The sequence below is a fragment of the Pseudomonas sp. SA195 genome (assembly GCF_054131565.1).
Genome location: NZ_CP096392.1, coordinates 3,302,545 through 3,328,484 on the forward strand (window position 1 = coordinate 3,302,545; position 25,940 = coordinate 3,328,484).

The following is a 25,940-nucleotide window of genomic DNA, read 5'->3' on the forward strand; positions in this document are numbered from 1 at the left end:
GAAGCCTCCACCCGTGAAGCCTCGGCAGGCCTGTGCCGTACATTCACCGCGGGGCGTGGCTCCCACGAAGCGGCCGCCTAAGCGCTGCTTCGTAAAAGCCCCGACCCAACGAGGCGTGCACCCGTCAGCTGCGGGCGCGTTCGGCGTCGCGCAGGGCTTTTACCTGGTCATGGTTGCGCTGCACGCCCTGCATCTGGCGCTCGACTACCGAGCGAACGTCCATTGGGAGGTCTTTTTCCAGCGCCTTACGGTAGCTCTTGAGGGCGACGTCCTCGCCGCGCTCGCACTCGTTGAGGATGGCCTCGTCGTTCTTGCCGGTGATCGCAGTCTTCAGATCAACCCAGCGGCGGTGCATGTCGCCTGCAGTGCTGGTGCTGGTCTCCGGGTCGCCACCGAGGGTACGCACCAATTGCTGCAGTTCGGCCGCGGCGGTAGCGCAGTCGTGGGCACGCTGGGTCATGGTGGTTTTCAGTTCGGGCTTCTTCAGGTCATCGGCGCATTCGCGAAAGCCTTTCTCGCCGTCCTTGCAGGTTTCGATAAGGTCGTTGAGTACGGAAACGGTGTCTTTGTTATCCATTGACGGTTCTCCTGTCGCGTTGATGACGGGCCAGACGGTCGTCCGGCCACCCTTGAAAGTCGACTGCCCCGTCGCGGCAAAGGTTCAGGCGCACCGCTCGGTGGGTCGATGGGAATCATCGATTCGCCAAATTTGAATCATTCTCAATAACGGGCGTACACTCCTCGCATTCAAACGAATGCCCTTCGATCCCATGCCCCAGGATTGCCGCGACCTTCTCCAGCTTCTCGACACCGCCGCCCAGGCTCTGCCCGGCCTTGCTGGCGAGGTAGGCATGGCCGATGGGCGACACCTGGTCTGTGGTAGGTCGGGTAACGAGGCTCGGGTCGCCGCCCTGCACGCGCATTGGCAGCAACATCACCCCGAAGCCGGCCCGCACTACTGGTCGGCGCGCAGCTGGTCCCTATTGATCTGGCAGCCCATCTACCTGAGCGTCCTGGCGGTGTACCTGTGCGGCCGCGCGCCTTGCCTGGCGAACATGGGCCAGTCGATGAACGAAGGCTCCGTGCATGGCTTCCGCCTGCCGGCGCACTGTCCCTATCGCGGTCAACCAATGAGCTTGATCAGCTGCGCGAGCGAACAGCTGACGGCCTTCGTCGAGGCGCAGCTGGCAGAGTTCAACGCGGTCACGAACATCTACCCGAAGATGGCGCGCCTGCTGGTCGCCGACTGCGTGCGCGCGGCCCTGCTGCTGGCGCAGCGCAACGAGCCGATCAGCGACGACGCCTTGCTCGAAGCCGAGCGCGACTGGCTCGGCGCATTGGGGCTCCCTGGCGGCGGCGCCCTGACCGTGCTCGATCTGGACGATGGCCGCACTTGCCTGGGCATGGGTCGCAAGGTCTGCTGCCAGCACTTCCGCCGCGCCGATGGCGAGCTCTGCGACAGCTGCCCGAAACTCGACTGCGACGAGCGGCTGCAACGCCTGCGAGCCCTGGCATGCTGAGCCTGCATGACATCGAGGTACGCCGCGACGGGCGTAGCGTGCTGGCACTCGATGCGCTGCATGTGGAGGCCGGCAGCTTCACGGTGATCCTCGGCCACAACGGCTCCGGTAAGTCGACCCTGATGAACCTGATAGCCCGGCAATTTGCCCCCGACCGCGGCCATATCGAGCTCGACGGCAAGCCGCTGGCCAGCTACCGCCAGCGCGCCTTTGCGCAAAAGGTGGCGTTCCTGCCGCAGCATCTGCCGGACGTGGCCGGGCTCACCGTGCACGAGTTGGTGCGGCTCGGGCGCTTTCCGTGGCGCGGGCTGCTGGCTCGCTGGCAACCCGAAGACGAGCACGCCATCGACCAGGCGCTGCAACAGACCGACATCACCCGTTACGCCAATCACCTGGCCGACAGCCTATCCGGCGGTGAACGACAGCGCGCCTGGGTTGCCATGCTGCTGGCCCAGCAGGCGCCGCTGCTGCTGCTCGACGAACCCACTTCCGCGCTCGACCTGGCCCACCAGTACGGGCTGATGACCCTGCTGCGCGCGCTCAACCGCGAGACGGGCCGGGCCATCGTTGCCATCCTGCATGATGTCAACCTGGCTGCCCGCTTCGCCGACCGTATCGTCGCGCTGAAGGGCGGCCGCCTATTTTTCGACGGAACGCCTGACGACCTGCTCTCGGGTGAACGCCTGAGCGCGCTTTACGATGTCGACATCCGCCTGATCCAGCAGCCCGGTCACCCGCGCAACATCGCCGTGGTGAGCTAGTGCAGGCAATGCCCCTCTTCGCCCGGCTCGCACGGCCCACGCCCGTACCGCTGCGCTATCTGCTGGCACTCGCGGCCCTTGCGCTGCTCGCGCCACTGCACCTGAACCTCGGCATGACGCACTGGGCCCCAGCGCAATGGTCGCTGAGCCCGCCAGCGGATGGCAGCTTCGATGCGCTGGAGTTCGGGCTGTCGGTATTGCCACGGTTGGTCATGGCCCTATTGGTAGGCGCAGCGCTGGGCGTGTCCGGCAGCGTGCTGCAGCAACTGACGCAGAACCGCCTCGCCTCGCCGATGACGCTGGGCGCCGCCGCTGGCGCCTGGCTCGGGTTGACGGCCACGGCACTTTTCGCCCCGGTCCTGGCGGCCACGCACGGGCATTGGGCGGCGCTGGGCGGTGCGCTGGGCGCGGTCGGGCTGGCCCTGTTGATCGCCGGCCGCAACGGCGCGTCGGGCTTGCCGGTGATTCTCGCCGGGATGGCGCTGAACCTGCTGCTCGGCGCCATCGCCACGGCCATCCTGCTGGTGCATACCAAGCAGAGCCGCGGGCTGTTTCTCTGGGGCGCGGGCGATCTCGCGCAAATCGATTGGCACTGGGTGCAGTGGCTTTGGCCCAAGCTGCTGGTTGGCCTCCCGCTGATTGCGCTGGCGCCGCGCCCGCTAACCTTGCTGCAGCTCGGCGGTGCCGGCGCGCGGGCGCGTGGGCTGTCGTTGTTCCCGGTGATGCTGGTGCTGTTTCTCGCGTGCCTGTGGTTGACCTCGGTGGCGATCACAGCCGTCGGCTTGATCGGCTTCATTGGCCTGATCACCCCGAATCTGGCGCGGCTATGCGGCGCGCGCACGTCTCGGGATGAGCTGCTGTTCAGCGCCCTGCTCGGCGCCCTGCTGCTGCTCGGCGCGGACGCCATCACCCTGGCCCTGAACCGCTGGTTCTCAGAATTGATCCCCAGCGGCGCAGCCGCGGCGCTGGTCGGCGCACCCGCGCTGTTGTGGTTGGCGCGCCGCCAACTCGGCGCCGAGGATCGCCAAAGCCTGGCATTACCGCCGGGCGCGGAGTCGCTGAACCAGCGCCGGCTGGCCTTGCTGCTGTTGCTTGGGGCGATTGCGATGCTGAGTCTGCTGGTGCAGCGAGGCCCGGACGGCTGGCAACTGGGCCTGCCCTCGGCCGTGCTCTGGTCGCTGCGCTGGCCACGGCTATTGGCCGCCGTCGCGGCAGGCTGCGGACTGGCCGTCGCCGGCATGATGCTGCAACGGCTGTTGCGCAATCCCCTGGCGAGCCCGGACATTCTCGGACTGACCGCCGGTGCGACCCTGGCGGTGGTGGCTGCAGTGATGCTGTTCGGTGCAGGCGCGATGCAACTCGTCGCGCCCATTGCAGCCTTTGTTGGCAGCCTGCTGGTGCTCGGCCTGCTGCTGCTTTTCGGCCGCCGCCACCACTACTCGCCGGGGATCATGGTGCTGGTCGGCGTATCGCTGGCCGCGCTGCTCAACACCGCGTTGCAGATTGGATTGACCCGTGGCGAGTCCGACGCCCTGGCGCTGCTCGGCTGGCTGGCCGGCTCGACCTATCGGATCGAGGCGCAGGAGGCCTTGCTGCTGACCGTCGCCGTCAGCGCGTTGGTGGCCATCAGCCTGACCTTCCACCGCGCGCTGACATTGGTGTCGATCGGCGATGGCGTGGCGCTCAGCCGGGGGCTCGACGTGTCGCGGGCACGGTTGGCGCTGCTGCTCCTGGTGTCGTTGCTCTGCGCCGTGGTGACTAGCGTGCTCGGCCCGGTTGCCTTCCTCGGTCTGCTCGCCCCACACATGGCCGCGCTGCTTGGCGCCCGCCGGGTATTACCGCAACTGCTCCTCGCAGCGGTGCTCGGTGGCTGGTTGATGCTGGTCTCGGACTGGCTGGGCCGCTCGGCGCTCTACCCACTGGAGGTGCCTGTCGGACTGGTCGCCTCGATCCTCTGCGGGCTGTACTTTCTCTATCTGCTCATCCGGCAGCGCATCGCATGAAGGCCTGGCTCGCTCCCCTCGCCCTGCTGCTGATGCTCATCGGCGCACCGGTGCGTGCCGACGAGCCGCCACGCATCGCCGCCCTCAGCTGGGAGCCGATCGAACATCTGTTGATGCTGGGCGTTACCCCGGTGGCGGTCGCCGACAGCGCCGACTATCGCGCCTGGGTCGTGCGCCCGCCCCTGCCCGACTCAGTGGTGGATGTCGGCACGCGCACCGAACCGAACCTGGAATTGCTCGCGCAACTGGACCTCGACCTCATCGTGATCACCCCGTTGCTTGAAGACCTGCGCGAGAAGCTCGAACGCATCGCCCCGGTGGTGGCCTACGGTGACTTCACCCAGGCACGCGACAATTACCAGATGCAGCGGGAGAACTACCTGGCGCTGGCCGAGCGCATCGGTCGGCTTGACCGGGCACGTGAACGCTTGGCCGAAATGGATCACCGACTGGGCGAACTGCGCGAGCGCCTGCACGCGCAGTTCGGCGAACGCCTGCCGGAGGTGACGGTGGTGCGCTTCTCGACGCCGACCGCCGTGCTGGTCTACGGGCCGAACTCGATGCCCGCCCATGCGCTGAGCCTGCTCGGGCTGGGCAATGCCTACGACACGCCGGTCAGCCGCTGGGGCAATCTACAGCTGCCGGTGACCGTACTCAGCGAAATCGACAAGGACGTGGTGCTGCACATCGAGCCCTTCGCGGGCGGCGAACGGCTGTTCAACAGCCAGCTGTGGCAAGGCATGCCGGTGGTACGCGGCGGGCGCTTCACCGGCATGCGCCCGACCTGGACTCACGGCGGCGTGTTCTGCGTGCAGTTTCTCGCCGAAGCCATTACCGAGGCGCTGCTGAAGATACCGCCCACTGCCGTACAGGCGGCGGGCGGCATGCCTGCCCTGTCAGCTCAATAGGCCCAGCTCAGCGTGACGGTCGCATTGCGCGGCGCCGCGTAGTAGGTCTGCTCCCAGTAGAGGCTGGTGTAGTACTTCTCGTCGAACAGGTTGTTGACGTTCAGCGCCACGTTGAAGTGCTCGTCGATGTCGTAGCTGGCCATGGCGTTGACCACCGCATAGCTGTCCTGACGCGTGACGATGGTGTCGCCGCCCGCGGTGGTGCCCTGCTCGCGGGAGATGTCGTCCTGCCAGGTGACGCTACCGCCCAGCTTCAGGCCCTGCACCACCGGCACCTTGTAAGTGGTCGCCAGGTGCAGGTAGTTGCGCGGCACGTAGGTGCGCACCGTACGGCCTTCTTCGTCTTCCAGCGAGAACAAGTGGGTAAAGCCGGCGCTGGCTTCCCAGTTGTCGGTCAGCTGACCGGCCAGGGTCAGCTCGTATCCCTTGGAGATGGCGTTTACGGTGTTGTAGAACGACACCCCGGCACCCGCGTCGAACCCGCCATATTCCGGTGTGTTCTCCTGCTTGGTGCGGAACACGCCGGCGCTGGCGTTCAGCCGGCCGCCGAACCACTCGCCCTTGATCCCGCCCTCGGTGCTGTGGCCCTCGATCGGGTCTAGCAGCGTCAGGTCGCCGCCGAGCAGGTGCTGCGGGCTGAAGATCTTGGTGTAGCTGGCGTAGGCTGAAAGGTGCTCGCCAAGGTCATAGGTGGCGCCGGCATAGGGTGTGGTCTTCGACTCGGCGTATTCGTGCGTGTCGCCCACCTGATAGCCGTTGCTGTCGAGCCGGGTGTGGTTGGCGCCGAGGATCAGCTTGAGCCGGTCGGTCACGCTGAAGTGGCCGGCGCTGTAGAAGCTGCGCCGGTAGGTGGTGTAGTCCGCGCCGCTGGTCAGACCGTTGTCGAAGTCAGGCCGTGGATAATCGCCATCGAAACCGGCCGGCAACGGGATGTTGAAGGCATCGTCATAGGAGGACCAGCGTGCGGTCGAGCGCGACCAGTTGGCACCGATCACCGCCTCGTGCGTGCGGCCGAACAGCGCGAACGGGCCTTTCAGATATGCATCACCCAGCAGTTGTCGCTCGATGCGGTCGTATTTGGAGGCGTAGGTGAACAGCCCTTCTCCGGTGTCCGCGTCCGGCACTCCATAGGCGAGGAACTGCTCGGCGTCGGAGGTGATCTCCCGGTAGTTCAGCGACACGCGAGACTGCCAGCCACCGCCCCAGCGGGTGGTCAGCTCAGCGAAGGCTTGCTTGTCCTGGGTATCCCAGTAGGTCCAGTCCGGCGAGTAGCTCTTCGAGCGGCTGTAGTCGATGGGGTTGCCTTCACTGTCATACACCGACAGGGCGCCCCACATGATGCCGTTGGGCCGGTTGCGTTGCTCCGAGTACCCGAACAGTGCCGTGTTGCGGTCGTCCAGGTCCGCTTCGAGCATGGCCGAGAACACGGTCTTTTCCAGCGAATAGCGGTCCAGGTAGGAGTCGCCATCCTGCTGCACGGCAAGCACGCGGCCACGAACGCGGCCGGCGTCATCCAGCGGGCCGGAGACATCCAGCTCGCCCCGCACCGTATCCCACGAGCCGTAGCTCAGCGCGGCCTCGGCCTGGAAGTCGCGCGTCGGGCGCTTGCGCACGAAATTGACGGTCGCCGCCGGGTTGCCCGGATTGGCGGTCAGGCCGTTGGCGCCCTTGAGCACTTCGATGTGGTCGTAGAGAAAGGTGTCGATGTCGCCCATCTGCTCTTCGGAGCTGAACGGCAGACCAAGGCCGTCGACCTGGAAGTTCGACACGTCAAAGCCGCGCACGGAGTAGTACGTGCGGTCAGTCTCGACCCGCTGCACGTTGACGCCGGCGGCCTGCAGCGCGCCGGTGGCGTTGGTCAGGTCGAAGTCGTCGAGCTGCTCGCGGGTCAGCGTGATGGCGGTCTGCGGCGTTTCACGCGGCGCCATGTCCAGGCGCGTCGCGGTGCTGGTCGCGCCGATGGTGTAGGAATCGCTGCGCTCGGTGACGCTCGGCGCGGCCTGTTCGGCGGTCACGTTTACCGGCTCGAGTTGCAGCGGCTCTTCGGCTTGCTGAGCCAGCGTCATCGGCGCGGCGAAGGCCAGCGCGAGCGGCGCCAGCCGGCAGGCCAACGCGAGCGCGGACGGATGCGAGACGGGGATGGCGGCAAGCGCCGACAGGTTGGGGATCACTTCGGTCATGATGTTTTTACTTCTTGTGGGTTGACGTTCGGGTGCTTGCGGAGAAGGGCGTCGAGTCAGCTCATGGAATCCGTTCCTGTATGGGTCAAAGGGTGGCGTCATGCCGGGGTCGGCTGGGTGTGCATGACCGAGCGATACCAGCCGTGGAAGTGCTGCATGCCCTCCTCCAACGGCACCTGGTAGGGCCCGCGGTCTTCTTCGCCACGGCGATAGAGCGCGCGGCGACCGGCGTCGGTGCGTTCGGCGATCTCGTCGTCTTCCAGCGCGGTTTCCAGGTAGGCCGCCCGGTGCGCCTCGCACAGTTCGCGGTTGGTCTGGAGCAGCTCAGCGGGGTAATAGAACTCGACGACGTTTAGCGTCTCGTGCACGCCGCGTGGGTACAGCGTCGAGAGCACCAGCGCGTGCGGAAACACCTCGATCATGTGGGTCGGGTAATAGCTGGCCCAGATCGCGCCGAAGTCCGGTGAACGCCCACCGAAATGCGCCATCAGCCCTTCGTGCCAGCCGCGGTAGGCCTCGGTGCCGGGGCGCGCGAGGTTAGGTGTCACGGCGATGCGCTGCAGGCTGGTCCAGTCGCTGTATTCCCAGCTCAGGCCGCCACTGTGCACGTAGCGCCGCAAGCCGGGATGGAAGGTCGCGATGTGGTAGTCGTCGTTGTAGATCTCGACGAAGGTTTTCCAGTTGCACTGGCAGGGATGCACTTCGACGTGATCGAGCGCATAGCCGGCGAAGTCCATTTCCGGTCGGTCGAACAGCGGGCCGAGGTCCTCGACCGGGTCTCGCTCACCCTCGAAGAGAAAGCCGCCGACGTTGAACAGCGGGTAGCGCGGCAGGTTGCGGCAGGGCCGCTCGGGAAACTTCGGCGCGCCGACGATCAGCCCCTGGCTGTCGTAGGTCCAGGCATGCAGCGGGCAGAGGATGCGCCCGCCGGTAGCGCGCAGGTTGCCGCGGCGGATGGCGCAGGGGTCGCTATCCAGGCTGTGGTCGCCGAGCATCAGCGCCTGGCGGTGCCGGCAGACATTGGAGATCAGCTCGACACCGTTTTCATTGCGCACCAGGATGCGGCTGTGCTCATCCTGCGGCAGCGCGTACCAGTCGCCGGGGTTCGGCACCATCTTCTCGTGGCCAACGTAGCGCGCACTGCGGCGGAAGATCAGCGCCTGCTCGCGCTCGTAGATGGCGGGGTCGCAATAGTCACGCACCGTCAGTTGCGGCGAATCCTCTGCCAGGCGCAGTGGGGGTTCGGTCAGTCGGTTCGGGTTGAACATGCAAGGCTCCTTGGCGCAGCCAGCCCCGCCGCGTCTGGTAGAACGCGGGCGAGGCTGCCGCACGGGCTTTCAGTTCACCGGCCAAAGGCCGGTCGCAGGGACTACACCGTTAGTGCGGCTTCACGACTTTGCTCACGCTGCTGGCGGGCCGGGCCGTACGGTGCCACCGGGTTGTCCAGCGGATCGGCCATGATCAGGCTGCCCGCCGGGTTGGCCAGGTCGACCATTTGCAGGTTGTTCTTCAGCTGCAGCCGGTTGAGGCACGAATGCAGGAAGGTCGGCGCGAAGAAGTCGTAGCGGGCGAAGCGCTCGGCCAACGCCGGGTGGGTGCGCTGGTAATCGAGCACCGACTCGGCGACGGTGCGCCAGAACACCGCCTCCTCCAGCGTGCCGCTGTCATCGAGCAGCTGGGCCATGTGGCGGAACACGCCGTCGAAGATGTCGATGAAGATGCCGAGAATCTTGAAGTCCTCCGGCACGTCCACCGCGAGGCGCTCGAGCCCTTCGGGCATCTTCGCGTCCTTGTCGAGAATGGCCGACTCCTCGGCGATGTCCTTCATGAACACCCGCGTCGGCACGTGGCCTTCGAGCACCAGGATGAGGTTCTCGCCGTGCGGCATGAACACCAGGTGATGCGCGTAGAAGCAGTGCACCACCGGAATCAGAAAGGCCTCCAGATAACGCCGCAGCCAGGCCGTCGCGGTGAGCCCCGATCGGCGGATCAGCTCGGGCAGCAACGGCGCGCCTTGCGGGTCGACATGCAGCAGCGCCGCCATGGTCATCAGCCGCTCGCCGGGCTGCAGCCGCGGGATCGGGCTTTCCCGCCAGAGTGCCGAGAGCATCTTCTTGTAGGGGCTGTCGGTTTCCAGCGCCGCCTCGTAGTAGCGGTTGCGGTAACCGACCGAGGCCACCTCGCGCAGGATGCCGAAGCCGTGGTCGCGCAACACTGGGTCGGCACTGATCAGCGTGTCGAGGTAGGCGTTGATCGCCGGCGTCCCAGCCATGTAGTACGGCGACAAGCCGCGCATGAAGCCCATGTTCAGCACCGAAAGCGACGTCTTCACATAGCAGCGCTCGGGCGCAGACACGTTGAAGTAGGTGCGCACCGACTGCTGCGCGCAGTAGCGGTCCTCGCTGAGGCCGAGCGGGACGATGCGGCGCTCGGCCACGTCAGCGGCGAACATGATCGACAGCTTGTTGAACCACTGCCAGGGATGCGCTGGCATGAACAGATAGTCGGCCGGGTCGAGCCCTTCCCCGGCCAGCTGCTGGCGGAACGAGATGAGGCGCTCATCGCCCAGTTCCTGTCGCAGCAGGGTTTCATGGTCGAGCCCGGGTACGGCGGCGAAGTGTGCGTTGTCCCGATGCACCGCCAGCCAAACGACCGCGAAACGCCCGGCGGTCTCCGGCGCGTAGGCGTGGTAGTCGAGCGCATCGAAGCCCAGCCGGCCGTTGTTGGCGACGAAGCCGGGATGGCCTTCGATCATTGCCGCTTCGAGCGTCTGGTAATCGGCGTCGGCCAGTTCGGCGCTGCTCAGCCCCGGTCGAGCGTGCTTGTAGGCGGCACCAAATAGAGTGCTGCTGATCTCGTCGAGGTACACCGGCAGTTTGTCCGCAGGGATGCCCAAGGTGCGTTTGAAGTCGATGACGAAGGTCAGCGCATCGAGCGGTTGCCGCTGGCCGTCCAGTTCGCGCTCGATACTCGCGGCGTCTACATGCCAGTGGCGCAGCGCCATGCGCCGGGCCTTGAAGGTGTAGCGACAGCGCGCAGTATCGGCGGCCAGTTCATAACGGCCCCAGGCCCCTGCCGCGGTGTCGCCGAGGCGTGACGGGGTAAACACCTGCTCATGGGCGAATTCGGCGATGGCCTTGCGCACCAACAGCCGGTTGACCTTACGCCAGACGTCAGGGTGCAGATGCGTGACCGCCGATGCGGGACGATCGAGACTCGGGGACATCGTCATGGGGCCTGTTCCTCCAGTGAGTGAGCGAAATCGTGGGGTGAGCAGAACGCCAGCCGGGCCGTCTTGCCCGGCAGCTGGACGGTGCCGGCGTCGACAAAGCCGACCAGCCGATTGAGGCGGTGTACCCGTTCGTTGCGCGCATCCGGCTCGACCACCACCCGCTCGGCGCCGAGCGCATCGAAGAGGAAGGCCATGACGGTGCGCAGCACGTCGCAGGTGTAGTGGCGGATCGGCCGTTCGGCCGGGCCTACGAAGAAGTGCATGCCCACGTCGCCGGGCTGCACCGGGTAGCAGTCACCGAGCGGGTCGCGACGCGGGTCGTAGCATTCGAGGACGAACGCGGGGCGCGCCTGGTAGAAGCCGAGGTAGGCCTGCAAGCCATGCCTCGCGGCGTCGCGATAGAAGTCGGCGGTCGCCTCGACGCTCATGTCCTGCATGTTCCAGAAGTGCGCGTAGTCCATCTGGTACCAGGGCTGGATGATCGCGACGTCTTCCTCCAGCCGCAGCGGGCGCAAGGCAAAGGCCGGATTCAGCGCAGCACGGTTTTTCCAGGGCTCGATCAGCTCAGGCATGGCAGGCCTCCGTGGGGGCGCGGTGGCGGCTGTCGACACCGAACCAGCCGCGGTCGATGGCCGCGGTCAGCAACATGCCGGCCGCGGCGATGGCGAAGCTGGCGGGCACGCCGACCCAATCCACCAGGTAGCCGGCGCTGAACGACGAGAGCAGCACGCCGAGGTTCTGGAAGAAGTTAGTCACGCCGAAATCGCGCGCATACATCGGTGGCGTGCTGACCTTGAACAGCGTGACTTCGAGCTTGACGATCACCTGGTACAGCGCCCAGCCGTACAGGCAGCGGCCAAACACGATCAGCCACAGCGAGTCGCTCGCCTGTAGCGCCAGGCCCACTGCGCCGATGACAAGGTTGAGCAAGGTGTGGTCGACCCAGCGCGGCTGGCTTGCCATGCGGTGCTTCAAGGCCAGGGCGATCAGCGCGACGATGCCAGGGATGGCGAACACCACGCCGGTGAGCATCTGCTCGGCGATCCCGGTCCGCGCCTCCCAGTACACCGTGAAGAACGGCCGCACCAGGTAGGCGCTGAAGTCGAACAGAAACATCAGCAGGCTCAGTTTGAGCAGCGCCGAGAGTGCCTCGGGGGTGCGTCGCGGAGCCGGCGCAGCACGCTCGGCGGCGTCCTCCGACAGCACACGCACCACCCGCCCACTGCGGATCAGATAGGTACAGAGCCCGAACTGGGCGAGGTCGCCCGCGGCCATCAGCGCTACGCAGAAGCGTGGGCCGAATTCCTGAAGGGCCAGCCCGCCCACCGCCGCGCCAAAGATAGCGCCGATGTGGATCACCACCGATAGCAGCCCGATGGTCACGCTGTGCCGGTCGGCCGGTTCCAGGCGCATCAGGTAAGGGAACATCAGCAGGTAGCTGGCCTTGGTCATGAACATCAGCATGGTCAGCAGCCAGTACGCCTCGACCGTCGGCGCCCAGATCGCCAGCAGGCAGAAAGCGGTGGCGGCCAGCTGCGTCCACGCCAGCAAGTGCATGGTCTCGACACGCCGCGCCACACGGGCCCACACCGGCAACATGCACATCACGGCGATGGAGATGGCGGCGATGTAGGCGCCCACGTGTACCGAGCTGGTCAGGCCATAGCGCAGCTCGAAGAACTGGGGGTAGAAGGCGATGAGGATCGAGTCGCTGATCACGCCGAAGGCGGACATGATCAGGATGGTGGTACGCAACGTCACGAGCCGACGGCCTCCCGCTCCAGCGCGACAAAGCCGCTGCCCTCGCCCGGTACGAACTCCTGGAACGCGGTGCGCGGCTCGCTCGGGTAATGGTCGCGCCCGGTCAGCTCAGCCAGCAGGCGGCTATTGCGATGGCAGGCCAGGCCCAGGTCCGGATTGGTCAGGCCGTGGCTCTGCAGGCCAACGTTCTGCACGTAGATTTCGCAGTTGTGGTGATCGACCGCCCAGCGTTTGGACGGCACGTACTGGCCCTGATCGTTCCAACGAATGCGCTCGCGGATGCCCTCGACAAAGGCCGGCACCTGGTAGCGATAGCCGGTGGCAAAGACCACGGCATCAACGCGGTGGCGGTAGCGCCGGCCGAGCTGGGTGTGGTGGAAATCGAGCACCCAGCCGCGGCCGTCGTCAGCACGCCGGCAGGCTTCCAGGGCCATGCAGGTGAGCAGGTGCGTCGGCGGCGCGTCGCGGTGGCGGCGCTCGTCGAGCAGCGCGTAGAGGCGCTCGATCAGTGACTGATTGATGCCGTTGTAGATGCTGCGCTGGTCGTCGAGCACCTCGGCTTTAACAGCCGGATCGAGGCCGTAGAAGTAGTCGCCGTATTCGGGTGTGATGAGCTCTAGCGTGAGCTTGGCGTCTTCCATCTGGAAGAAGCGCGGCGCTCGCGTCACCCAGTTGAGCGTGTAGCCGTGGCGCTCAGCGTCCTGCAGCAGGTCATGGTAGACCTCCGCCCCACTCTGCCCGCTGCCGATCACCGTAATGCTGCGCCCGGCCTGCAAGCGGGGGCGCTCTGCCAGGTAGCGGCTGCTGTGCACCAGCTGGGTGTGGTCTTCTGTGGCGCAGCACTCCGGCAGGCGCGGCACGCCGCCGATGCCGATCACCAGCTTGTGGCACTGATAGGCGAACGAGGCGCCGTCAGCCGTTTGGCCGGAGACCTGATAAAGGCCGGTTGCCGCGTCGTGGCGGATGGCACGCACCTCATGGCCGCAGCGCAGGTTATCCAGCCGAGAGGCCGCCCAACGGCAGTAGCGGTCGAACTCCTGGCGGTCGAGGTACCAGTTCTCGCGGATGTAATAGGTGTACAGCCGGCCCTGCTGCTTGCAGTAGTTGAGGTAGCTGAACGGGCTGGTGGGATCGGCCATCGAGACCAGATCGGCGAGGAAGGGATTCTGCAGCGTGGTGCCGTCGAGCAACATGCCCGGGTGCCAGCTGAAGTCGGGTTTGCGTTCGAGGAACAGGCTGCGCACGCCGGGTAGCGGAGCCGTGAGGCACGCGAGCCCGAGGTTACAGGGGCCAACGCCAATCGCGATGAAGTCGTAGGGCGACTCGGTCATCGGTCGTCATCTCCGCTCAACCATTCAAGGTCAGCGGAGGCTAGACTTAACGAGAATCATTGTCAAACAACAAAAATTATCAATCACCCTTTACTCGCCTATGCACTAGCCGAACGCCGCCAGCGGCATGGGCCGTCCCAGCAGGTAGCCCTGCGCCTTGCTGACTTGCAACTCGCGAAGGATGTCCAGCTCGGCTTCCGTTTCCACGCATTCGGCGACGATCTTGCTGCCGGTTTCCTGCCCAAAGCGGATCAGCGCCGAAACCAGCGCGCGGCAATCACGGTTGCTGTCGATATCACGTATGAGGCTGCGGTCGAGCTTGATGACGTCCGGCTTGAGCTTGAGGATGTGTCGGAAACTGGCATAGCCCGCACCGGCGTCATCGACCGCCAGCAGTAAGCCCCGGGCTCGCATCGGTTCGAGGGTTTCAGCAATCAGGTCGTAATCGCGCACCGACGCATGCTCGGTGACCTCCAGCATCAGCCGCTCGAGGGGCTGGTCCGCCAGCAACTGCCCGACCGCGCCGCCGATGATGGTTTCCGGCGATACGTTGAGCGACAGATAGCGATCACCGCGAATGCCGTCGAGGCCCTTGAGTGCCTGCGCGACCAACGCCATCTCGAGCTCGCACTGCAGGCCGACCTGCTCGGCCTCGTTGAACCAGATGTCCGGGCTGCGCAACGGGCGGCCAGCGAAGCGCGCAAGCGCCTCATAGCCCACCACCTCGTTCTCCATCATGTTGACGATCGGCTGGTAGACCACCTCGTAGGCGCGCTCGTCGAGCACCTCGCGGATACGCGCGGCACGGCGTTCCTGCTCACGCTGCTCCTGGGCCTGGATTTCGAGCAGGCGGCCCGCGAAATCAGCGAATAGCCGCAGCGTGTCGAGGTCGCGATCATTGAGCGAGCCGTCGGGCTGGGCGCTGAAGCAGCAAAAGGTCCCGTAGAGCCGGCCATCGCTGAAGCGGATCGGCACGCTGATATAGGAACCGATCGAGAGGAGTGCGGTGATGGGCAGGTTCGCCGCCTCAGGCAGCTTGCTGGTGTCGGGGATCAATTGCGGCAGTCGGCCGTCGATGACCCGCTGGCAATAGCTATCCGAGAGCGGGTCCGAGCCGCCCACGCAGATCGGCAGCGGGTCGCTGTGACCGTCAACGTGGCGGAATACCCGCAAGCCCTGCACCACCTCGGCGACGAAGGCGACATCCATGCCCAGGTGCGAGCGAACCGAGCGTAACGCCTCGCAGAGCATGTCTCCGACCGAATGACCGGCCGACTCGATGTTGCGCAGCATGGCAGCCGCATCACCGCCGCCTTCGAATGCCTCGGGACCCAGCCGAACGTTTTCAAGCATTCACACCTCCGGTGAAAGCGCCGTTTCGCTTCGACGGCTTATGGTTGGCGGCCCGCTTGCTACATGGCGTTCTGCACCGCCGGTTGTAATGTCCGGGCCTATGAGGAGTGTTGTCGGTTTTTTCGGCTGCTCATGCACGAACGGACGACCGGTCGTCGCCCCGTCAGAAATCAGCGAAACGGTGGGCATCACGCAGCCTGTGATACAGCGGGCTTGATGGATGAGATGAACGATTCACGGCTCCGCCATGGTTTGACAGACCGCACTCAGCCTTCCTAGTATCGATTCAGATTCAAAACTCAGTACCGCACTGCAAAACAATAAGAGGCTTAAAAAAGCCGAAGGAGTGACCATGCGCCGCCTTGCCCGCCCCTTTCTCATCGCATCCCTTCCCCTCTGTCTCGGTCTTGCCGCCTCAGCCCATGCCAGGGACGTCGAACTACCGAAAACCATGGCCTGGACTGCTTACGGCACTAACTCCAGTGGCTACGCCCAGGCCGTCGCCATCGGCGGCATGCTGCAAAAGGAATACGGCACTTCGGTGCGCATTCTTCCCGGCGATAACGACGTGTCCCGCATGACGCCGCTGAAGAACGGTCGCGTTCAGCTCTGCGCCTGCGGTATCGCCAGCTATTACGGCGCCGAAGGCGTGCTGATGTTCGCCAACCGCGACTGGGGCCCGCAGCCACTGCGCGTGCTGACCACCTCCAGCGCGACCTTCGCACTCTCGCTCGCCGTGGCTGGCGACCTCGGCGTAAAGACCCCCGCCGACCTCAAGGGCAAGCGCATCGCCTACATTCGCGGCGACGATGCGCTGAACAAGGGCACCGAGGCCTTCCTCGCCTTTGGCGGCCTGACCTGGGATGACGTCACTCGTGTGGACTACCCCGGGTACGCCCGGTCTTTCGACGGCATCATCGCAGGCGACGTGGATGCTTCGTTCACCACCACCGTAACGCCGCCCGCCCAACAGCTCGCCAGCAGCCCGCGCGGCGTGACCTGGCCAGTGCTCGCCCCGGATGACGAAGCCGGCTGGGCGCGTATGAAGGCCGTCGCGCCTTACTTCCAGCCATTGCGCGCCACCTCCGGCGCCGGCGGAATCTCAGCGGACAACCCGGTCGACAGCGCGAGCTACCCCTACCCCATCGTCGTTGCCAACGCCGATCTCGACGACAACACCGCCTATGGCCTGGTCAAGGCGCTGCAGACCCACTACGACAGCTATAAGGACAGCGCACCCGGCGCGGCTGGCTATGCCGCCGACAACCAGGACATGACCTGGGTCGTGCCCTTCCATGACGCGGTGGTCGACTACTACAAGGAAACCGGCACCTGGACCGATGAGATGCAGGCCCACCAGGACCAGCTGATCAAGCGCCAGACCCTGCTGATGGACACCTGGAAGACCTTCATGGCCGGCGACACGCCCGATGACGAAGAGGCCTTCGCCGCCGCCTGGATGAAAACCCGCGCCGCCGCGTTGACCGAAGCCGGCTTCACACCCGTCTTCGAGTGACCCCTCCAGGCGCCGCCCCCATACGGGGCGGCGTCGTGTTCCCGCCCAAGGGCCGCCAGGCACGGATCCCCTCATGCAAAACGAAACACCGGAAGCCAAAGCAGTCGAAGCCCGGGAAATGATCAGCCGTGTGCGCACCCTGCCGCGCGCGTTGCGCTGGCTGCCCGGCGCCGTCACGGTCGCGCTGGTGCTGATGACCCTCGACTACCTGTTCAACCTTGGGCTGCTGCGCGTCATTACCGGGCTGGAAACGCAGTTCTACTACGCCGTGGTCGCGCTGCTGCTACCGCTGGTGTATTTGCTCTGGCCAGCGCTGGCGTCCGGGCAGGACAAACCGGTGCCCTGGTATGACTACCTGCTGTTCGCCGTAACGGCAGCGGTCAGCGGCTATTTCGTGGTCAATGCCGAAACCATTCTGGAGCGTGGCTGGGGCTTCGATGCGCCGCAGCAGGCGGTCTGGTTCAGCTATGCGTTCTGGATCCTGATCATCGAAGCCGCCCGCCGCGCCGGCGGCTGGCCGATCGCCCTGATCGTCGCGCTGTTCTCCTGCTATCCGATGGTCGCGGATATCATGCCCGGCCCGATCCAGGCCTTTCCCTCGACGCTGGAACAGGCCGCCATTTACCACACCATGAGCACCGAGAGCGTCATGGGTGTGCCGCTACAGGCCTTCGCCGGGCTGGTGATCGGCTTCCTGATTTTCGGCGTCGTGTTGCAGAAGACCGGTGGTGGCGCCTTCTTCATCAACCTCGCCTTCGCCTTGCTCGGCCACGTGCGCGGCGGGCCGGCGAAGGTGTCGATCTTCGCCAGCGGGCTGATGGGCTCGATGAGCGGAAGCGTCATTACCAACGTGCTGACGACAGGCGTCCTGTCGATCCCGGCGATGCGGCGCATCGGCATGAGCCGCTCGTTCGCCGGTGGTGTCGAAGCCTGCGCATCGACCGGTGGCGTGCTCATGCCACCAGTGATGGGCGCTACCGCGTTCGTCATGGCGATGTTTCTCGACGTGCCCTACGCCGCGGTCGCGCTGGCCGCCGTCATTCCATCGATTCTGTACTTCCTCGGCTTGTTCATTCAGATCGACGCTTATGCCGCGCGCAACGGCATCGAAGGCCTGCCAGAGGTCGAATTGCCCTCGGTGAAGCAGACCCTCAAGGAAGGCTGGTACTACATCTTTGTGTTCGTGCTGCTGGTTTGGATGCTGCTGGTGATGCAGCGCGAAGCGGTCGCGCCCTTCTACGCCACGGCCCTGCTGCTGGTGCTCAACCAGTTTTCGAAAAAGCACCGCTGGCAGTGGGGTGATGTCGGCGACACGCTGGGTTCGGCTGCCAAGCTGTTCGCCGAGCTGATCGCCATCCTCGCGGGGGTCGGCATGCTGGTCGGCGCGCTATCGATGACGGGGCTGTCGGGCACCATCGCCAACGACTTCATCCACCTCGCCGGTGGGAGCGTCCCGCTGCTGCTGATCATGGGCGCACTGACCAGCTTCGTGCTGGGCATCGGCATGACCGTCACCGCCGCCTACATCTTCCTCGCCGTGGCGCTGGCGCCAGCGTTGATTCAGGGTGGTGGCCTCGATCCGATGGCCGTGCACATGTTCATTCTCTACTGGGGCATGCTCAGCTTCATCACGCCACCCGTGGCGCTCGGCGCCTTTGCGGCCGCCACCGTAGCCGGAGCCAGGCCGATGGAGACCGGCTTACAGGCGATGCGTCTGGGTAGCGTGATCTACTTCATCCCCTTCATGTTCGTGCTCAACCCGGCGCTGATCATGCAGGGCCCGGCGTGGGAAATCGCCTTGGTGTTCTGCCAGGCGGTACTGGGCATCATCCTCTTCGCGTCGGCGATGCAGGGCTACCTGATCGGCGTCGGCCGGCTGGGGCATAACCTGGTCACCGAAGCGGTAATCCGGACGTTGATCCTCATCGCCGGGTTGTGCGTGGCGATTCCCGGCGGCGGACCGATTCCGTTCAGTCATCTGGAGTTGTTGGTGGTGGGGGTTGCGGCGGCCGTGCCGGCCGTTTTGCTGGCTAAGTGGAGCCAACGGAGGGGACGAATTCAGCCGACGGTGGTTGTTTGAGATTTCCGATTCCAGACGCAGGCTGGCATCAAACTGAGCTTCTCGGTCAACGCTGAATGGCCGTGAAGCGCAGATACAGAGAAAAGAATAGTTTCAGACGACTCGGACCCAGCCCCCCTTCAGAAGGCCGAGCGCCGGAGGGAGGGAAGTCTGGACGCAGCGCGGCCAGACCCGGATGTCGGGGTCGCCTTCTCTTTGGTTACTTTCTCTTGGCGAAACAAGAAAAAGTGACTCGCCCAGCAGGGCGAAACCAAGCCCCCAACCCTGACCAAAGAGGTGTCATCGACCAGCCGAACCGATCTCCCCCGCCGGGCTAGCCATCCCCTGCGCCCGCTCTCTCAACTGTCCCTTGAGAATCTTCCCCGTCGCCGTCGCAGGTAACGCCTCCACCATCACAATCTGGCAAGGCCGCTTGTAGGGCGCCAACCGCTCAGCCGCAAAGCGCGCCAGTTCCGCCTCGCTCAGCGCGGCCCCCGCCGAACACTGAACGAACGCCACCACCTCCTCGTTACCAGGCACCTGGCGACCCACCACGGCCGACAACGTCACCTGCGGATGCGCGTTCAGCACCGCCTCCACGTCTGGCGGATAGATGTTGAAGCCCGAGCGAATGATCAGCTCCTTGCTGCGCCCGACAATAAACAGCTCGCCCCGCTCGTCGACACGCGCGATATCACCCGTGTTCAGCCAGCCGTCTTCGGTCAAGCAGGCTCGGGTCGCCTCCGGTTGACGGAAATAGCCGCGCATCACGTTTGGCCCGCGTATCCACAACTCGCCGGTTTCAGGTGCCTCGGCATCGGTGCTGTGCAGCGGCTCAAGACGGTATTCGAGCATGGGCAGCACGCGACCTACGGTGGTGCTTGTGTGGCGGTCCTCGATACGGGTCTGACTGATGGTCGGGCTGGCTTCGGTCAGGCCGTAGCCGTTATGCAGCGTCAGGCCGAAACAAGCCTCGACGCGCCGCTTGGTCTCGCCATCGAGCGGCGAGCCTCCGGCAGACATGTAGATCAATGCTGGCGCCTCGAGCAACGCGCCAGTCTGGTTGAGGTATTCAAGGAGGCGGGCATACATCGCTGGCACCCCCTGCAGCACGCTGATTCGTTCGTCACGCAGCGCCGTGAGCAGGGCCGCAGGCTCGAAACGTGGGGCTGGATAAAGGCAGGCGCCGTTGTACAGCGACCCCATGCAAACCGAGGCCAGACCGAACACATGCGACATCGGCAGTACGCCATAGACACGCTGGCCTTCAGTTAGGTGGCGCATGCCGCCGGAGATCGAGGCAATGTAAAGGATGCCGCGGTGCGTCAGCATCACGCCTTTGGGGCTGCCGGTGGTGCCGGAGGTGTAGATCATCGCTGCCACCTGCTCGGCGCCGCTGGCATGCACGGGCTCTGGGTCAGTTGCGAGCAGCGGACTGACCATCAGCTCGCCCAACCCTGAGTGCATCAGTGCCTCAGCGGCATGCCGCTCGCCATGCGCGCGCGCTTCAGGCGACGCGGCCACGGTGTAAAAGATTCGCCGTGGCTCGCAATTCGCGCGGATGGCATCCACTTCAGCCGCCGAAAGCCGCGCGTTGACAATGGCGAGCCAGGCATCGAGCTCGCTCGCAGCGAGCAGCAGCACGACCAGTGCACGGCAGTTCTCGCCGACACTCATCAACCGGTCTCCGGGCCGCACACCCCGTTCGGTCAGCCAGGCCTTGGCTGCCTGGATCTCGCTGGCCAGGTCGCCATAGCTCCAGCGCACATCGCCGTCGACCAATGCAGCCAGAGCGGGGGTTTTCTGAGCACGCTCTAGAATCCGCGTGCTGAGCCGTTCCGGCAGCTCAGCCAGCAGTTCGCTCGCCAAGCGGCCATTGATGAGCTCATCCGGGGCGCGTTTCGACTGAGAAAGGCGCATCAGCGAACACCGCTCAAGAGGCAGCGCGACGGTTCGAGGAACATTGGCATCGTGAAGGTGGGCTTGCTTGCCCGACATGGAATACGCATGGCTTCTGTCCTGACGCTGTTGTCGTTGTAATAACCGTGACGGGAATAAATTAGTTCCGCAGAGCGGAATATCATTCCGTAAAAGACAGCCCAGACTTTTGCACAGGCATCAGCGACCGTCAATTTGTTCAGCTGGAGACCGCAAAATAGCTGGCGGGAAGGCGATCCCTATCGGCAACGGATCAGCCAAGCCTTGGCCGACGCATTTGGTTTTAGAATGTGTCCAATCATTTCCCGCAGTCACTGTCCGAACTGGAGCAACGCTTCTCCAGCACAGACGCCATCGTTTCACCTTGGGCTTTGCCAACCATGCCGCATTACCTCGAACCCGTGCCGCGCTGGGAACCCCACGAACGGCCGTCAATGCCCGGATCGCCGGCGATCCTCGTGCATCCTATGCGGCTGCGCATCGCCTATGCGCTGGTCGCGGTTCTCGTGGGGATCACTGGCGGATTGGGCAACGCGCTGTTCATCGCCAACCTGCCGGCCATCCAAGGTGATCTCGGCCTGACGCCTTCTCAAGGCGCCTGGCTGCCGGCGGCCTATTTCATGGTCAACGTCTCGGCCAACCTGCTGTTGATCAAGGTGCGCCAGCAGTTCGGCCTGCGCCGCTTTGCCGAGGTGGGGCTGACGATTTACGCGCTGCTCAGCATCGCCCACGTGTTCGTCGAGGGGCTGGAAATGGCCGTCTTCGTGCGTGCAGCCAGCGGGCTCGCCGCGGCAACCACCTCCTCGCTGGGCCTGTTCTACATGCTCCAGGCGTTCGGCAAGGCCGGGCTACCAAAAGGCGTGATTTTCGGTTTCGGCATTTCACAACTGGGCACGCCGCTGGCCTGGCTGCTGTCCCCAGCGCTGCTGGATATGGGCGAATGGCATCGCCTGTATGTGTTCGAGAGCGGGCTTGCGCTCTGCTCTCTAGCAGCGGTAGTGGTGCTCAAGCTGCCGCTGGGTGAGCGCATCAAAGTGTTCGAACCGCTGGATTTCGTGACCTTCGCCCTGCTCGCTCCGGCGCTGGCGCTGATCGCCGCGGTACTCGCCCAGGGCCGGATTCTGTGGTGGACCGAGCAACCTTGGCTGGGCTATGCGCTGATTGCCGCCCTTCTACTGATCAGTGCGGCGTTCATGATCGAGCATCATCGTCGCAACCCGCTACTACAAACGCGCTGGTTGGGAACGGCCGCCATGCTCCGTTTCGCCTTTGGCGCGCTGGCCCTGCGCTTGTTGCTGTCAGAGCAAACCTACGGCGCGGTTGGCCTGCTGCAAACGCTTGGCATGGGCGCGGAGCAGCTGCAGCCGCTCTATGCCGTGATCCTGCTCGGCTTGGTCCTCGGCATCTCCGCCAGTGCGCTGACCTTCAGCCAGGCCATGGCGTTTCCGCAGATCCTGCTGTCGATCGTGTTGATCGCGATCGCCAGCTTTCTGGACATCGATGCCACTAGCCTCACCCGCCCGCACGACATGTTCCTCAGCCAGGGCCTACTGGCCTTCGCCAGCGGCATGTTCCTCGGCCCGTTACTGCTCACAGGTATCGGCAGGGCATTGAGCAACGGGCCGAATTACCTGGTCAGTTTCATCGTGCTCTTCACCATGACCCAGAGTCTCGGCGGGCTTGCTGCGCCGGCGCTGTTCGGCACCTACCAGGTCGTGCGCGAGAAGTACCATTCCAGCTACCTCACCGAACAGGTGGTACCGGGCGACCCCCAGGTCGCGCAGCGGTTGCAACTGCAGAGCCAGGCGCTCGCCTCGCGCCAGCGCGATGTTCAGCTGCGCCAGGCACAGGGTGCAGCGCAATTGAGCCAAACCATTACCCGCGAAGCGAACGTACTGGCCTTCAACGATGTGTTCCGGCTGATCGGCATGCTCGCCATTGGCGTGTTCGGCTGGACCCTTCTCCACACCGTGCGCCTCGCACGGCAGAACAGGAACGCGGCACCTCAATGAGTGACAACAGGCCCACCCCAGACGACATCCCACCTTCGGCGCAGGCTGCTGGCGCCACGGATGCCGGCCCCGTGCCGGCCGATCCACCGAAGACGATCAAGCCAAGCCGCCGCTCGGTCATCCTGATGAGCCTGGTCGCGCTGGTCGGCGTGCTGGCAATCCTGTACGCCTGGCAGCTCTGGCCTTTCGGCGGTCGCGTGGCGGTCACCGAAAACGCTTACGTGCGCGGGCAGATCACGGTGCTCGCGCCGCAGGTCAACGGCTATGTCACCGAGGTACTGGTGCAGGACTTCGAGGACGTACGCCAGGGCCAGCCGCTGGTGCAGATCGATGATCGCCAGTATCGCCAGGTGGTCGAGCAACGCCGTGCCGAACTGGCCGCGCGCCGCTTCGATCTGGAAAACCTCGAGCAGACCCTGGCCACCAACCGCGCCACGCTGGAATCGCGCCGTGCCGAGCTGGCCGCTGCCGAAGCGGAGCTGGAGCGCGTCAAGGTGGACGTGGCGCGCGTCAACGAGCTTGCCAAGTCCGGCTCGATATCGCTGCGCGAGCGCGATCAGATTCGAGCCACCGCCCGAGAGGACGCGGCCACCGTTCAACAGGCACGCGCCGCCATTGCCATTGCCGAACAGACCCTGAAGGCCAGCGAGGTCTCCCGAGGCGGGCTCCAGGCCCAGGTCGATATTGCCGAGGCCAATCTCAAGCGCGCGCAGATCGACCTGGACAACACGCGCGTTACCGCGCCGCGTGACGGGCGCGTAAGTGAAGTCACGGTGCGCCAGGGCCAGTACGTCACGGCCGGTTCGCAGTTGCTCTATCTGGTGCCGGATCAACTCTGGGTCATCGCCAATTACAAGGAGACCCAGACCTTCGCCATGCGGCCCGGCCAGCCGGTGCAGATCGAAATCGATGCGCTCGACGGCGCCCGCCTGACCGGTCGCGTGCAGCGCCTGGCACCCGCCACCGGCTCGGAGTTCAGCGTGCTGCGCTCGGATAACGCCACCGGCAACTTCACCAAAGTGGTACAGCGCGTGCCGGTGCGCATCACCCTCGACCCGGACCAACCGCTGATCGAGCGGCTGCGGCCCGGCCTGTCGGTGGTAACCCATGTAGATACCGGCGTCGAGGTGGCCGACGATACGCGCGAGCATCAGCCGGAGCGCGAGGCCCAGTGAACCAGGCACCGCCACGCCTCTGCTGGCTATTCGGTGCTCTGCCGACTGCCTTGCTTGGCAGCGCACCGCATTAGGGCTAGCGCCACCCTGCCCCGATACGAGCGGGCTGCCGTAAAAGCATCGAAAGCCTGAGCTGACAGCACCGCTCCGCCTCATCCTGGCTGACGTGTTCGCTCCGGCCGCGCCTTTGCCAGAACGTCGAGCAGCGCTTCGACAGCCAGGAACAGCAACAGGCTGATGCCCAACACGGGCAGGCAAATGCCGAACACTACCGCTACCACCAGCGTGATACTCAGGGCGCGCGGCGACAGCACGCGCAGGGCCTGCAGCACGCCGATCCGACGCACGGCTGCGCTACGGCGCCACCACATCAGATAACCGAAGGCCACCAGAACCGCCAAACCGAGCGCCGTGACGGCCAGCAGCAGCTGGTTGGCCGCCCCGAACAGCGAGCCCATGTGTGCATCGATGCCCCAGCGGGTCAGCTTGGCTGCGATAGGGAATGTCGCGAAATCAATCCGATCGGTAATGCGCAGGCTCCGCGGATCGACGGCGACGGCATCGACCTGGGTGGGCCAGCTGCGGTCGATTTCGGTCACCGTCCAGGCACGATCTGGCCCTGCAGCCGGGACGATCTCGACCTTGCCCGCCTCGATACCCGCCTCGCGGGCCGCGGCGAGAACCTGATCGAACAGCGCCGGCGTGGCGGGCTGCAGCCCGGACATCGTCATCGCGCCGTGGTGCGCATGCTCGCCAGCCGCTGCGGCCGGCTCGGCTCCGTCCAGTGCGGTGGACACGCTTGGCGTAGACATGCCAAGCGCGGCGCGCGCGACACCAATGTTGTCGCCCGCCCAGCGCGACCAGGTCAGCCCGGTGGCGGAGAAAAACAGCAGGCCGATCAACAGCGACAGCCCGAGCGTCGAATGCCAACGACGTAAGCCTACGCGTTGCACGGAACCTGCCGCGCGCCGGCGCCGGATCAGCCACAGCGCCAATCCACCCAGTGCCGCGACCCACAGCCAGGACGCGGCCAGTTCGCTGTACAGCCGCCCCGGCTCGCCGAGCAGCAGGCTGCGGTGGAACTGATCGAGCCAAGTGCGCAACGGCAGTACGCCGCTGGTGCCATACACCAGCAGCTCTCCAAGGATCTCGCCGTTGACCGGATCGACGAACACCGCTCGGCTTTCCGACTCACCCAGGTCCGGTGCCTTGAACATCACCCGCGTGGTCGTACCGGCCTCAGGCGCGGGGCGCACCGCCGACAGCGTGGCGGTGTCGCCGATATGCGCCTGAGCGATCTCGATCTGCCGTGCCAGCGGCAGTGGTTCGCCGCTGCTGTCCGTATACAGCTGCGCGGCGTAGAGCCGGTCCTCCAGTTGCGGTGTCAGCGCGTAGACCAGGCCGCTCATCGCGGCGATGAAGATAAACGGACCGACCAGCAGGCCAACGTACTGATGCAGGCGAATCAGCAGTGCCAGCAATGGCTGCTGCGTGCGGGCCGCCAGGGGTTGCGCCTCTGGATGGGCGCCAGCGGTACTTGAAGTCATGGTTACTTACTCGATCAAAATGTGTGCAGCTTTTTCTGTAGGCCCAGCTGGCGATCGATGGCCCAGCAAGGGATCGGATCGCGAGCAAGCTCGCGCCTACAAAGGCGGGTCCGTATGTTCACGCTGCCGACCGGGACGTAAGCCTGCAGTGCTGGCCAGCAACCAACAGCGGCGCGAACGCAACCACCCGCGGCTACCGGACAGACAGAACGTGATCGATCAAGCGAATGGAGAGGCGCGGGGGTTCAGGCTCGGCCAGCGATATCGTGGCGATAACGGCGGTGCAGTGATCGACGGCACGTTGCCGAGTGGCATAAGCCGGGGGTGAAACAATACAGGCGAGCCAGCGGGTATCGCCGCCAGCGACCCCGCCCCGGCAGCGCAGCAACAGGGCATGCCCTGATGATGGCTCGGGGCCGGCGCTGGCTCCCCTGCCGCATGATGGGATGCGGTGTGTTCGATGGCGCCCGAGTGCTCGGCATGCGCCCCGTGCCCGGCGTGCCGGCTCGCCTCGGCCATCGGGCAGTGCCCGCCCGACGCGCCAATCGCGCGCATCTGTGCACCCATCAGCGGCATCGCGACCAGATGCAGCAGGACAGCGAAGGCAGCTATCCAGGTGGGAACTCGACGGGGGCGGTGCATGG

The 25,940-nt window shown here is 65.3% G+C and carries 18 protein-coding genes; 8 read left to right on the top strand and 10 right to left on the bottom strand.

What is annotated here, in order from left to right:
* Positions 1-124: 124 nt before the first annotated feature.
* Positions 125-577, bottom strand: coding sequence for a PA2169 family four-helix-bundle protein (locus tag M1D78_RS15365; RefSeq protein ID WP_437420859.1), 453 nt, complete (start codon positions 575-577; stop codon positions 125-127).
* A gap of 178 nt (positions 578-755) precedes the next feature.
* Between M1D78_RS15365 and M1D78_RS15370 the strand changes: the two genes are divergently transcribed.
* The 4 genes from M1D78_RS15370 to M1D78_RS15385 are packed head-to-tail and all read left to right on the top strand — an operon-like array spanning position 756 to position 5,192.
* Positions 756-1,520, top strand: a complete 765-nt coding sequence (locus M1D78_RS15370) for a siderophore ferric iron reductase (RefSeq protein ID WP_437420860.1) — start codon at positions 756-758, stop codon at positions 1,518-1,520.
* Complete coding sequence (locus M1D78_RS15375) at positions 1,514-2,281, top strand: ABC transporter ATP-binding protein (protein ID WP_437420861.1); 768 nt, start codon at positions 1,514-1,516, stop codon at positions 2,279-2,281. Before M1D78_RS15370 ends, M1D78_RS15375 begins: the two co-directional genes overlap by 7 nt.
* Positions 2,282-2,289: 8 nt before the next feature.
* Positions 2,290-4,284: a Fe(3+)-hydroxamate ABC transporter permease FhuB gene (gene fhuB, locus M1D78_RS15380; protein WP_437420862.1), complete on the top strand. Its 1,995-nt coding sequence runs from the start codon at positions 2,290-2,292 to the stop codon at positions 4,282-4,284.
* Positions 4,281-5,192, top strand: coding sequence for an iron-siderophore ABC transporter substrate-binding protein (locus M1D78_RS15385; protein WP_437420863.1), 912 nt, complete (start codon positions 4,281-4,283; stop codon positions 5,190-5,192). Before fhuB ends, M1D78_RS15385 begins: the two co-directional genes overlap by 4 nt.
* Here M1D78_RS15385 and M1D78_RS15390 read toward each other — a convergent pair.
* From M1D78_RS15390 to M1D78_RS15420, 7 genes are all read right to left on the bottom strand, one after another.
* Positions 5,186-7,372 (bottom strand): TonB-dependent siderophore receptor, encoded by a 2,187-nt coding sequence (locus tag M1D78_RS15390; RefSeq protein WP_437420864.1) that lies wholly within the window; start codon positions 7,370-7,372, stop codon positions 5,186-5,188. The two genes, M1D78_RS15385 and M1D78_RS15390, sit on opposite strands and share 7 nt — an antisense overlap.
* Positions 7,373-7,470: 98 nt before the next feature.
* Positions 7,471-8,640: an aromatic ring-hydroxylating oxygenase subunit alpha gene (locus M1D78_RS15395; protein WP_437420865.1), complete on the bottom strand. Its 1,170-nt coding sequence runs from the start codon at positions 8,638-8,640 to the stop codon at positions 7,471-7,473.
* A gap of 101 nt (positions 8,641-8,741) precedes the next feature.
* Entirely contained in the window at positions 8,742-10,604 is a 1,863-nt protein-coding gene (locus tag M1D78_RS15400; protein WP_437420866.1) for an IucA/IucC family protein, read from the bottom strand.
* Positions 10,601-11,176: a GNAT family N-acetyltransferase gene (locus M1D78_RS15405; protein ID WP_437420867.1), complete on the bottom strand. Its 576-nt coding sequence runs from the start codon at positions 11,174-11,176 to the stop codon at positions 10,601-10,603. Before M1D78_RS15405 ends, M1D78_RS15400 begins: the two co-directional genes overlap by 4 nt.
* The gene (locus M1D78_RS15410) at positions 11,169-12,365 is read right to left on the bottom strand and encodes an MFS transporter (protein WP_437420868.1); all 1,197 of its coding nucleotides are present in this window, start codon (positions 12,363-12,365) and stop codon (positions 11,169-11,171) included. Before M1D78_RS15410 ends, M1D78_RS15405 begins: the two co-directional genes overlap by 8 nt.
* A complete protein-coding gene (locus tag M1D78_RS15415; RefSeq protein ID WP_437420869.1) occupies positions 12,362-13,696 on the bottom strand; it encodes a lysine N(6)-hydroxylase/L-ornithine N(5)-oxygenase family protein in 1,335 nt (444 codons plus the stop codon). The genes M1D78_RS15410 and M1D78_RS15415 overlap by 4 nt, the downstream gene beginning before the upstream one ends.
* A 105-nt stretch (positions 13,697-13,801) precedes the next feature.
* Positions 13,802-15,049 (bottom strand): sensor domain-containing phosphodiesterase, encoded by a 1,248-nt coding sequence (locus tag M1D78_RS15420; RefSeq protein WP_437420870.1) that lies wholly within the window; start codon positions 15,047-15,049, stop codon positions 13,802-13,804.
* 352 nt (positions 15,050-15,401) lie between these two features.
* Between M1D78_RS15420 and M1D78_RS15425 the strand changes: the two genes are divergently transcribed.
* Both M1D78_RS15425 and M1D78_RS15430 read left to right on the top strand, forming a co-directional pair.
* The gene (locus tag M1D78_RS15425) at positions 15,402-16,565 is read left to right on the top strand and encodes a TAXI family TRAP transporter solute-binding subunit (protein ID WP_437420871.1); all 1,164 of its coding nucleotides are present in this window, start codon (positions 15,402-15,404) and stop codon (positions 16,563-16,565) included.
* Between the two features lie 73 nt (positions 16,566-16,638).
* On the top strand, positions 16,639-18,645 hold the full coding sequence (locus M1D78_RS15430) for a TRAP transporter permease (RefSeq protein WP_437420872.1): 2,007 nt from the start codon (positions 16,639-16,641) through the stop codon (positions 18,643-18,645).
* A gap of 279 nt (positions 18,646-18,924) precedes the next feature.
* Here M1D78_RS15430 and M1D78_RS15435 read toward each other — a convergent pair whose 3' ends face one another.
* On the bottom strand, positions 18,925-20,544 hold the full coding sequence (locus tag M1D78_RS15435) for a class I adenylate-forming enzyme family protein (protein ID WP_437420873.1): 1,620 nt from the start codon (positions 20,542-20,544) through the stop codon (positions 18,925-18,927).
* 452 nt (positions 20,545-20,996) lie between these two features.
* Here M1D78_RS15435 and M1D78_RS15440 point away from each other — a divergent pair, with 452 nt between their 5' ends.
* Positions 20,997-22,574 carry an MFS transporter gene (locus M1D78_RS15440; RefSeq protein WP_437421330.1) on the top strand — a complete coding sequence of 526 codons (1,578 nt, stop codon included), beginning with the start codon at positions 20,997-20,999 and terminating at the stop codon, positions 22,572-22,574.
* Entirely contained in the window at positions 22,571-23,749 is a 1,179-nt protein-coding gene (locus tag M1D78_RS15445; RefSeq protein ID WP_437420874.1) for an HlyD family secretion protein, read from the top strand. The genes M1D78_RS15440 and M1D78_RS15445 overlap by 4 nt, the downstream gene beginning before the upstream one ends.
* Before the next feature lie 152 nt (positions 23,750-23,901).
* Here M1D78_RS15445 and M1D78_RS15450 read toward each other — a convergent pair whose 3' ends face one another.
* Positions 23,902-25,296, bottom strand: coding sequence for a PepSY-associated TM helix domain-containing protein (locus M1D78_RS15450; RefSeq protein WP_437420875.1), 1,395 nt, complete (start codon positions 25,294-25,296; stop codon positions 23,902-23,904).
* Positions 25,297-25,940: the final 644 nt, after the last annotated feature.

Excerpts from the sequence above, each read along its gene's own strand:
- M1D78_RS15435 (WP_437420873.1), bottom strand. The coding sequence starts at position 20,544 with ATGCGCCTTTCTCAGTCGAAACGCGCCCCGGATGAGCTCATCAATGGC.
- M1D78_RS15385 (WP_437420863.1), top strand. The coding sequence starts at position 4,281 with ATGAAGGCCTGGCTCGCTCCCCTCGCCCTGCTGCTGATGCTCATCGGC.
- M1D78_RS15365 (WP_437420859.1), bottom strand. The coding sequence starts at position 577 with ATGGATAACAAAGACACCGTTTCCGTACTCAACGACCTTATCGAAACC.
- M1D78_RS15390 (WP_437420864.1), bottom strand. The coding sequence starts at position 7,372 with ATGACCGAAGTGATCCCCAACCTGTCGGCGCTTGCCGCCATCCCCGTC.
- M1D78_RS15420 (WP_437420870.1), bottom strand. The coding sequence starts at position 15,049 with ATGCTTGAAAACGTTCGGCTGGGTCCCGAGGCATTCGAAGGCGGCGGT.
- M1D78_RS15370 (WP_437420860.1), top strand. The coding sequence starts at position 756 with ATGCCCTTCGATCCCATGCCCCAGGATTGCCGCGACCTTCTCCAGCTT.
- M1D78_RS15445 (WP_437420874.1), top strand. The coding sequence starts at position 22,571 with ATGAGTGACAACAGGCCCACCCCAGACGACATCCCACCTTCGGCGCAG.
- M1D78_RS15405 (WP_437420867.1), bottom strand. The coding sequence starts at position 11,176 with ATGCCTGAGCTGATCGAGCCCTGGAAAAACCGTGCTGCGCTGAATCCG.
- M1D78_RS15400 (WP_437420866.1), bottom strand. The coding sequence starts at position 10,604 with ATGACGATGTCCCCGAGTCTCGATCGTCCCGCATCGGCGGTCACGCAT.
- M1D78_RS15395 (WP_437420865.1), bottom strand. The coding sequence starts at position 8,640 with ATGTTCAACCCGAACCGACTGACCGAACCCCCACTGCGCCTGGCAGAG.
- M1D78_RS15415 (WP_437420869.1), bottom strand. The coding sequence starts at position 13,696 with ATGACCGAGTCGCCCTACGACTTCATCGCGATTGGCGTTGGCCCCTGT.
- M1D78_RS15425 (WP_437420871.1), top strand. The coding sequence starts at position 15,402 with ATGCGCCGCCTTGCCCGCCCCTTTCTCATCGCATCCCTTCCCCTCTGT.
- M1D78_RS15375 (WP_437420861.1), top strand. The coding sequence starts at position 1,514 with ATGCTGAGCCTGCATGACATCGAGGTACGCCGCGACGGGCGTAGCGTG.
- fhuB (WP_437420862.1), top strand. The coding sequence starts at position 2,290 with ATGCCCCTCTTCGCCCGGCTCGCACGGCCCACGCCCGTACCGCTGCGC.
- M1D78_RS15450 (WP_437420875.1), bottom strand. The coding sequence starts at position 25,296 with ATGACTTCAAGTACCGCTGGCGCCCATCCAGAGGCGCAACCCCTGGCG.
- M1D78_RS15430 (WP_437420872.1), top strand. The coding sequence starts at position 16,639 with ATGCAAAACGAAACACCGGAAGCCAAAGCAGTCGAAGCCCGGGAAATG.
- M1D78_RS15440 (WP_437421330.1), top strand. The coding sequence starts at position 20,997 with ATGCCCGGATCGCCGGCGATCCTCGTGCATCCTATGCGGCTGCGCATC.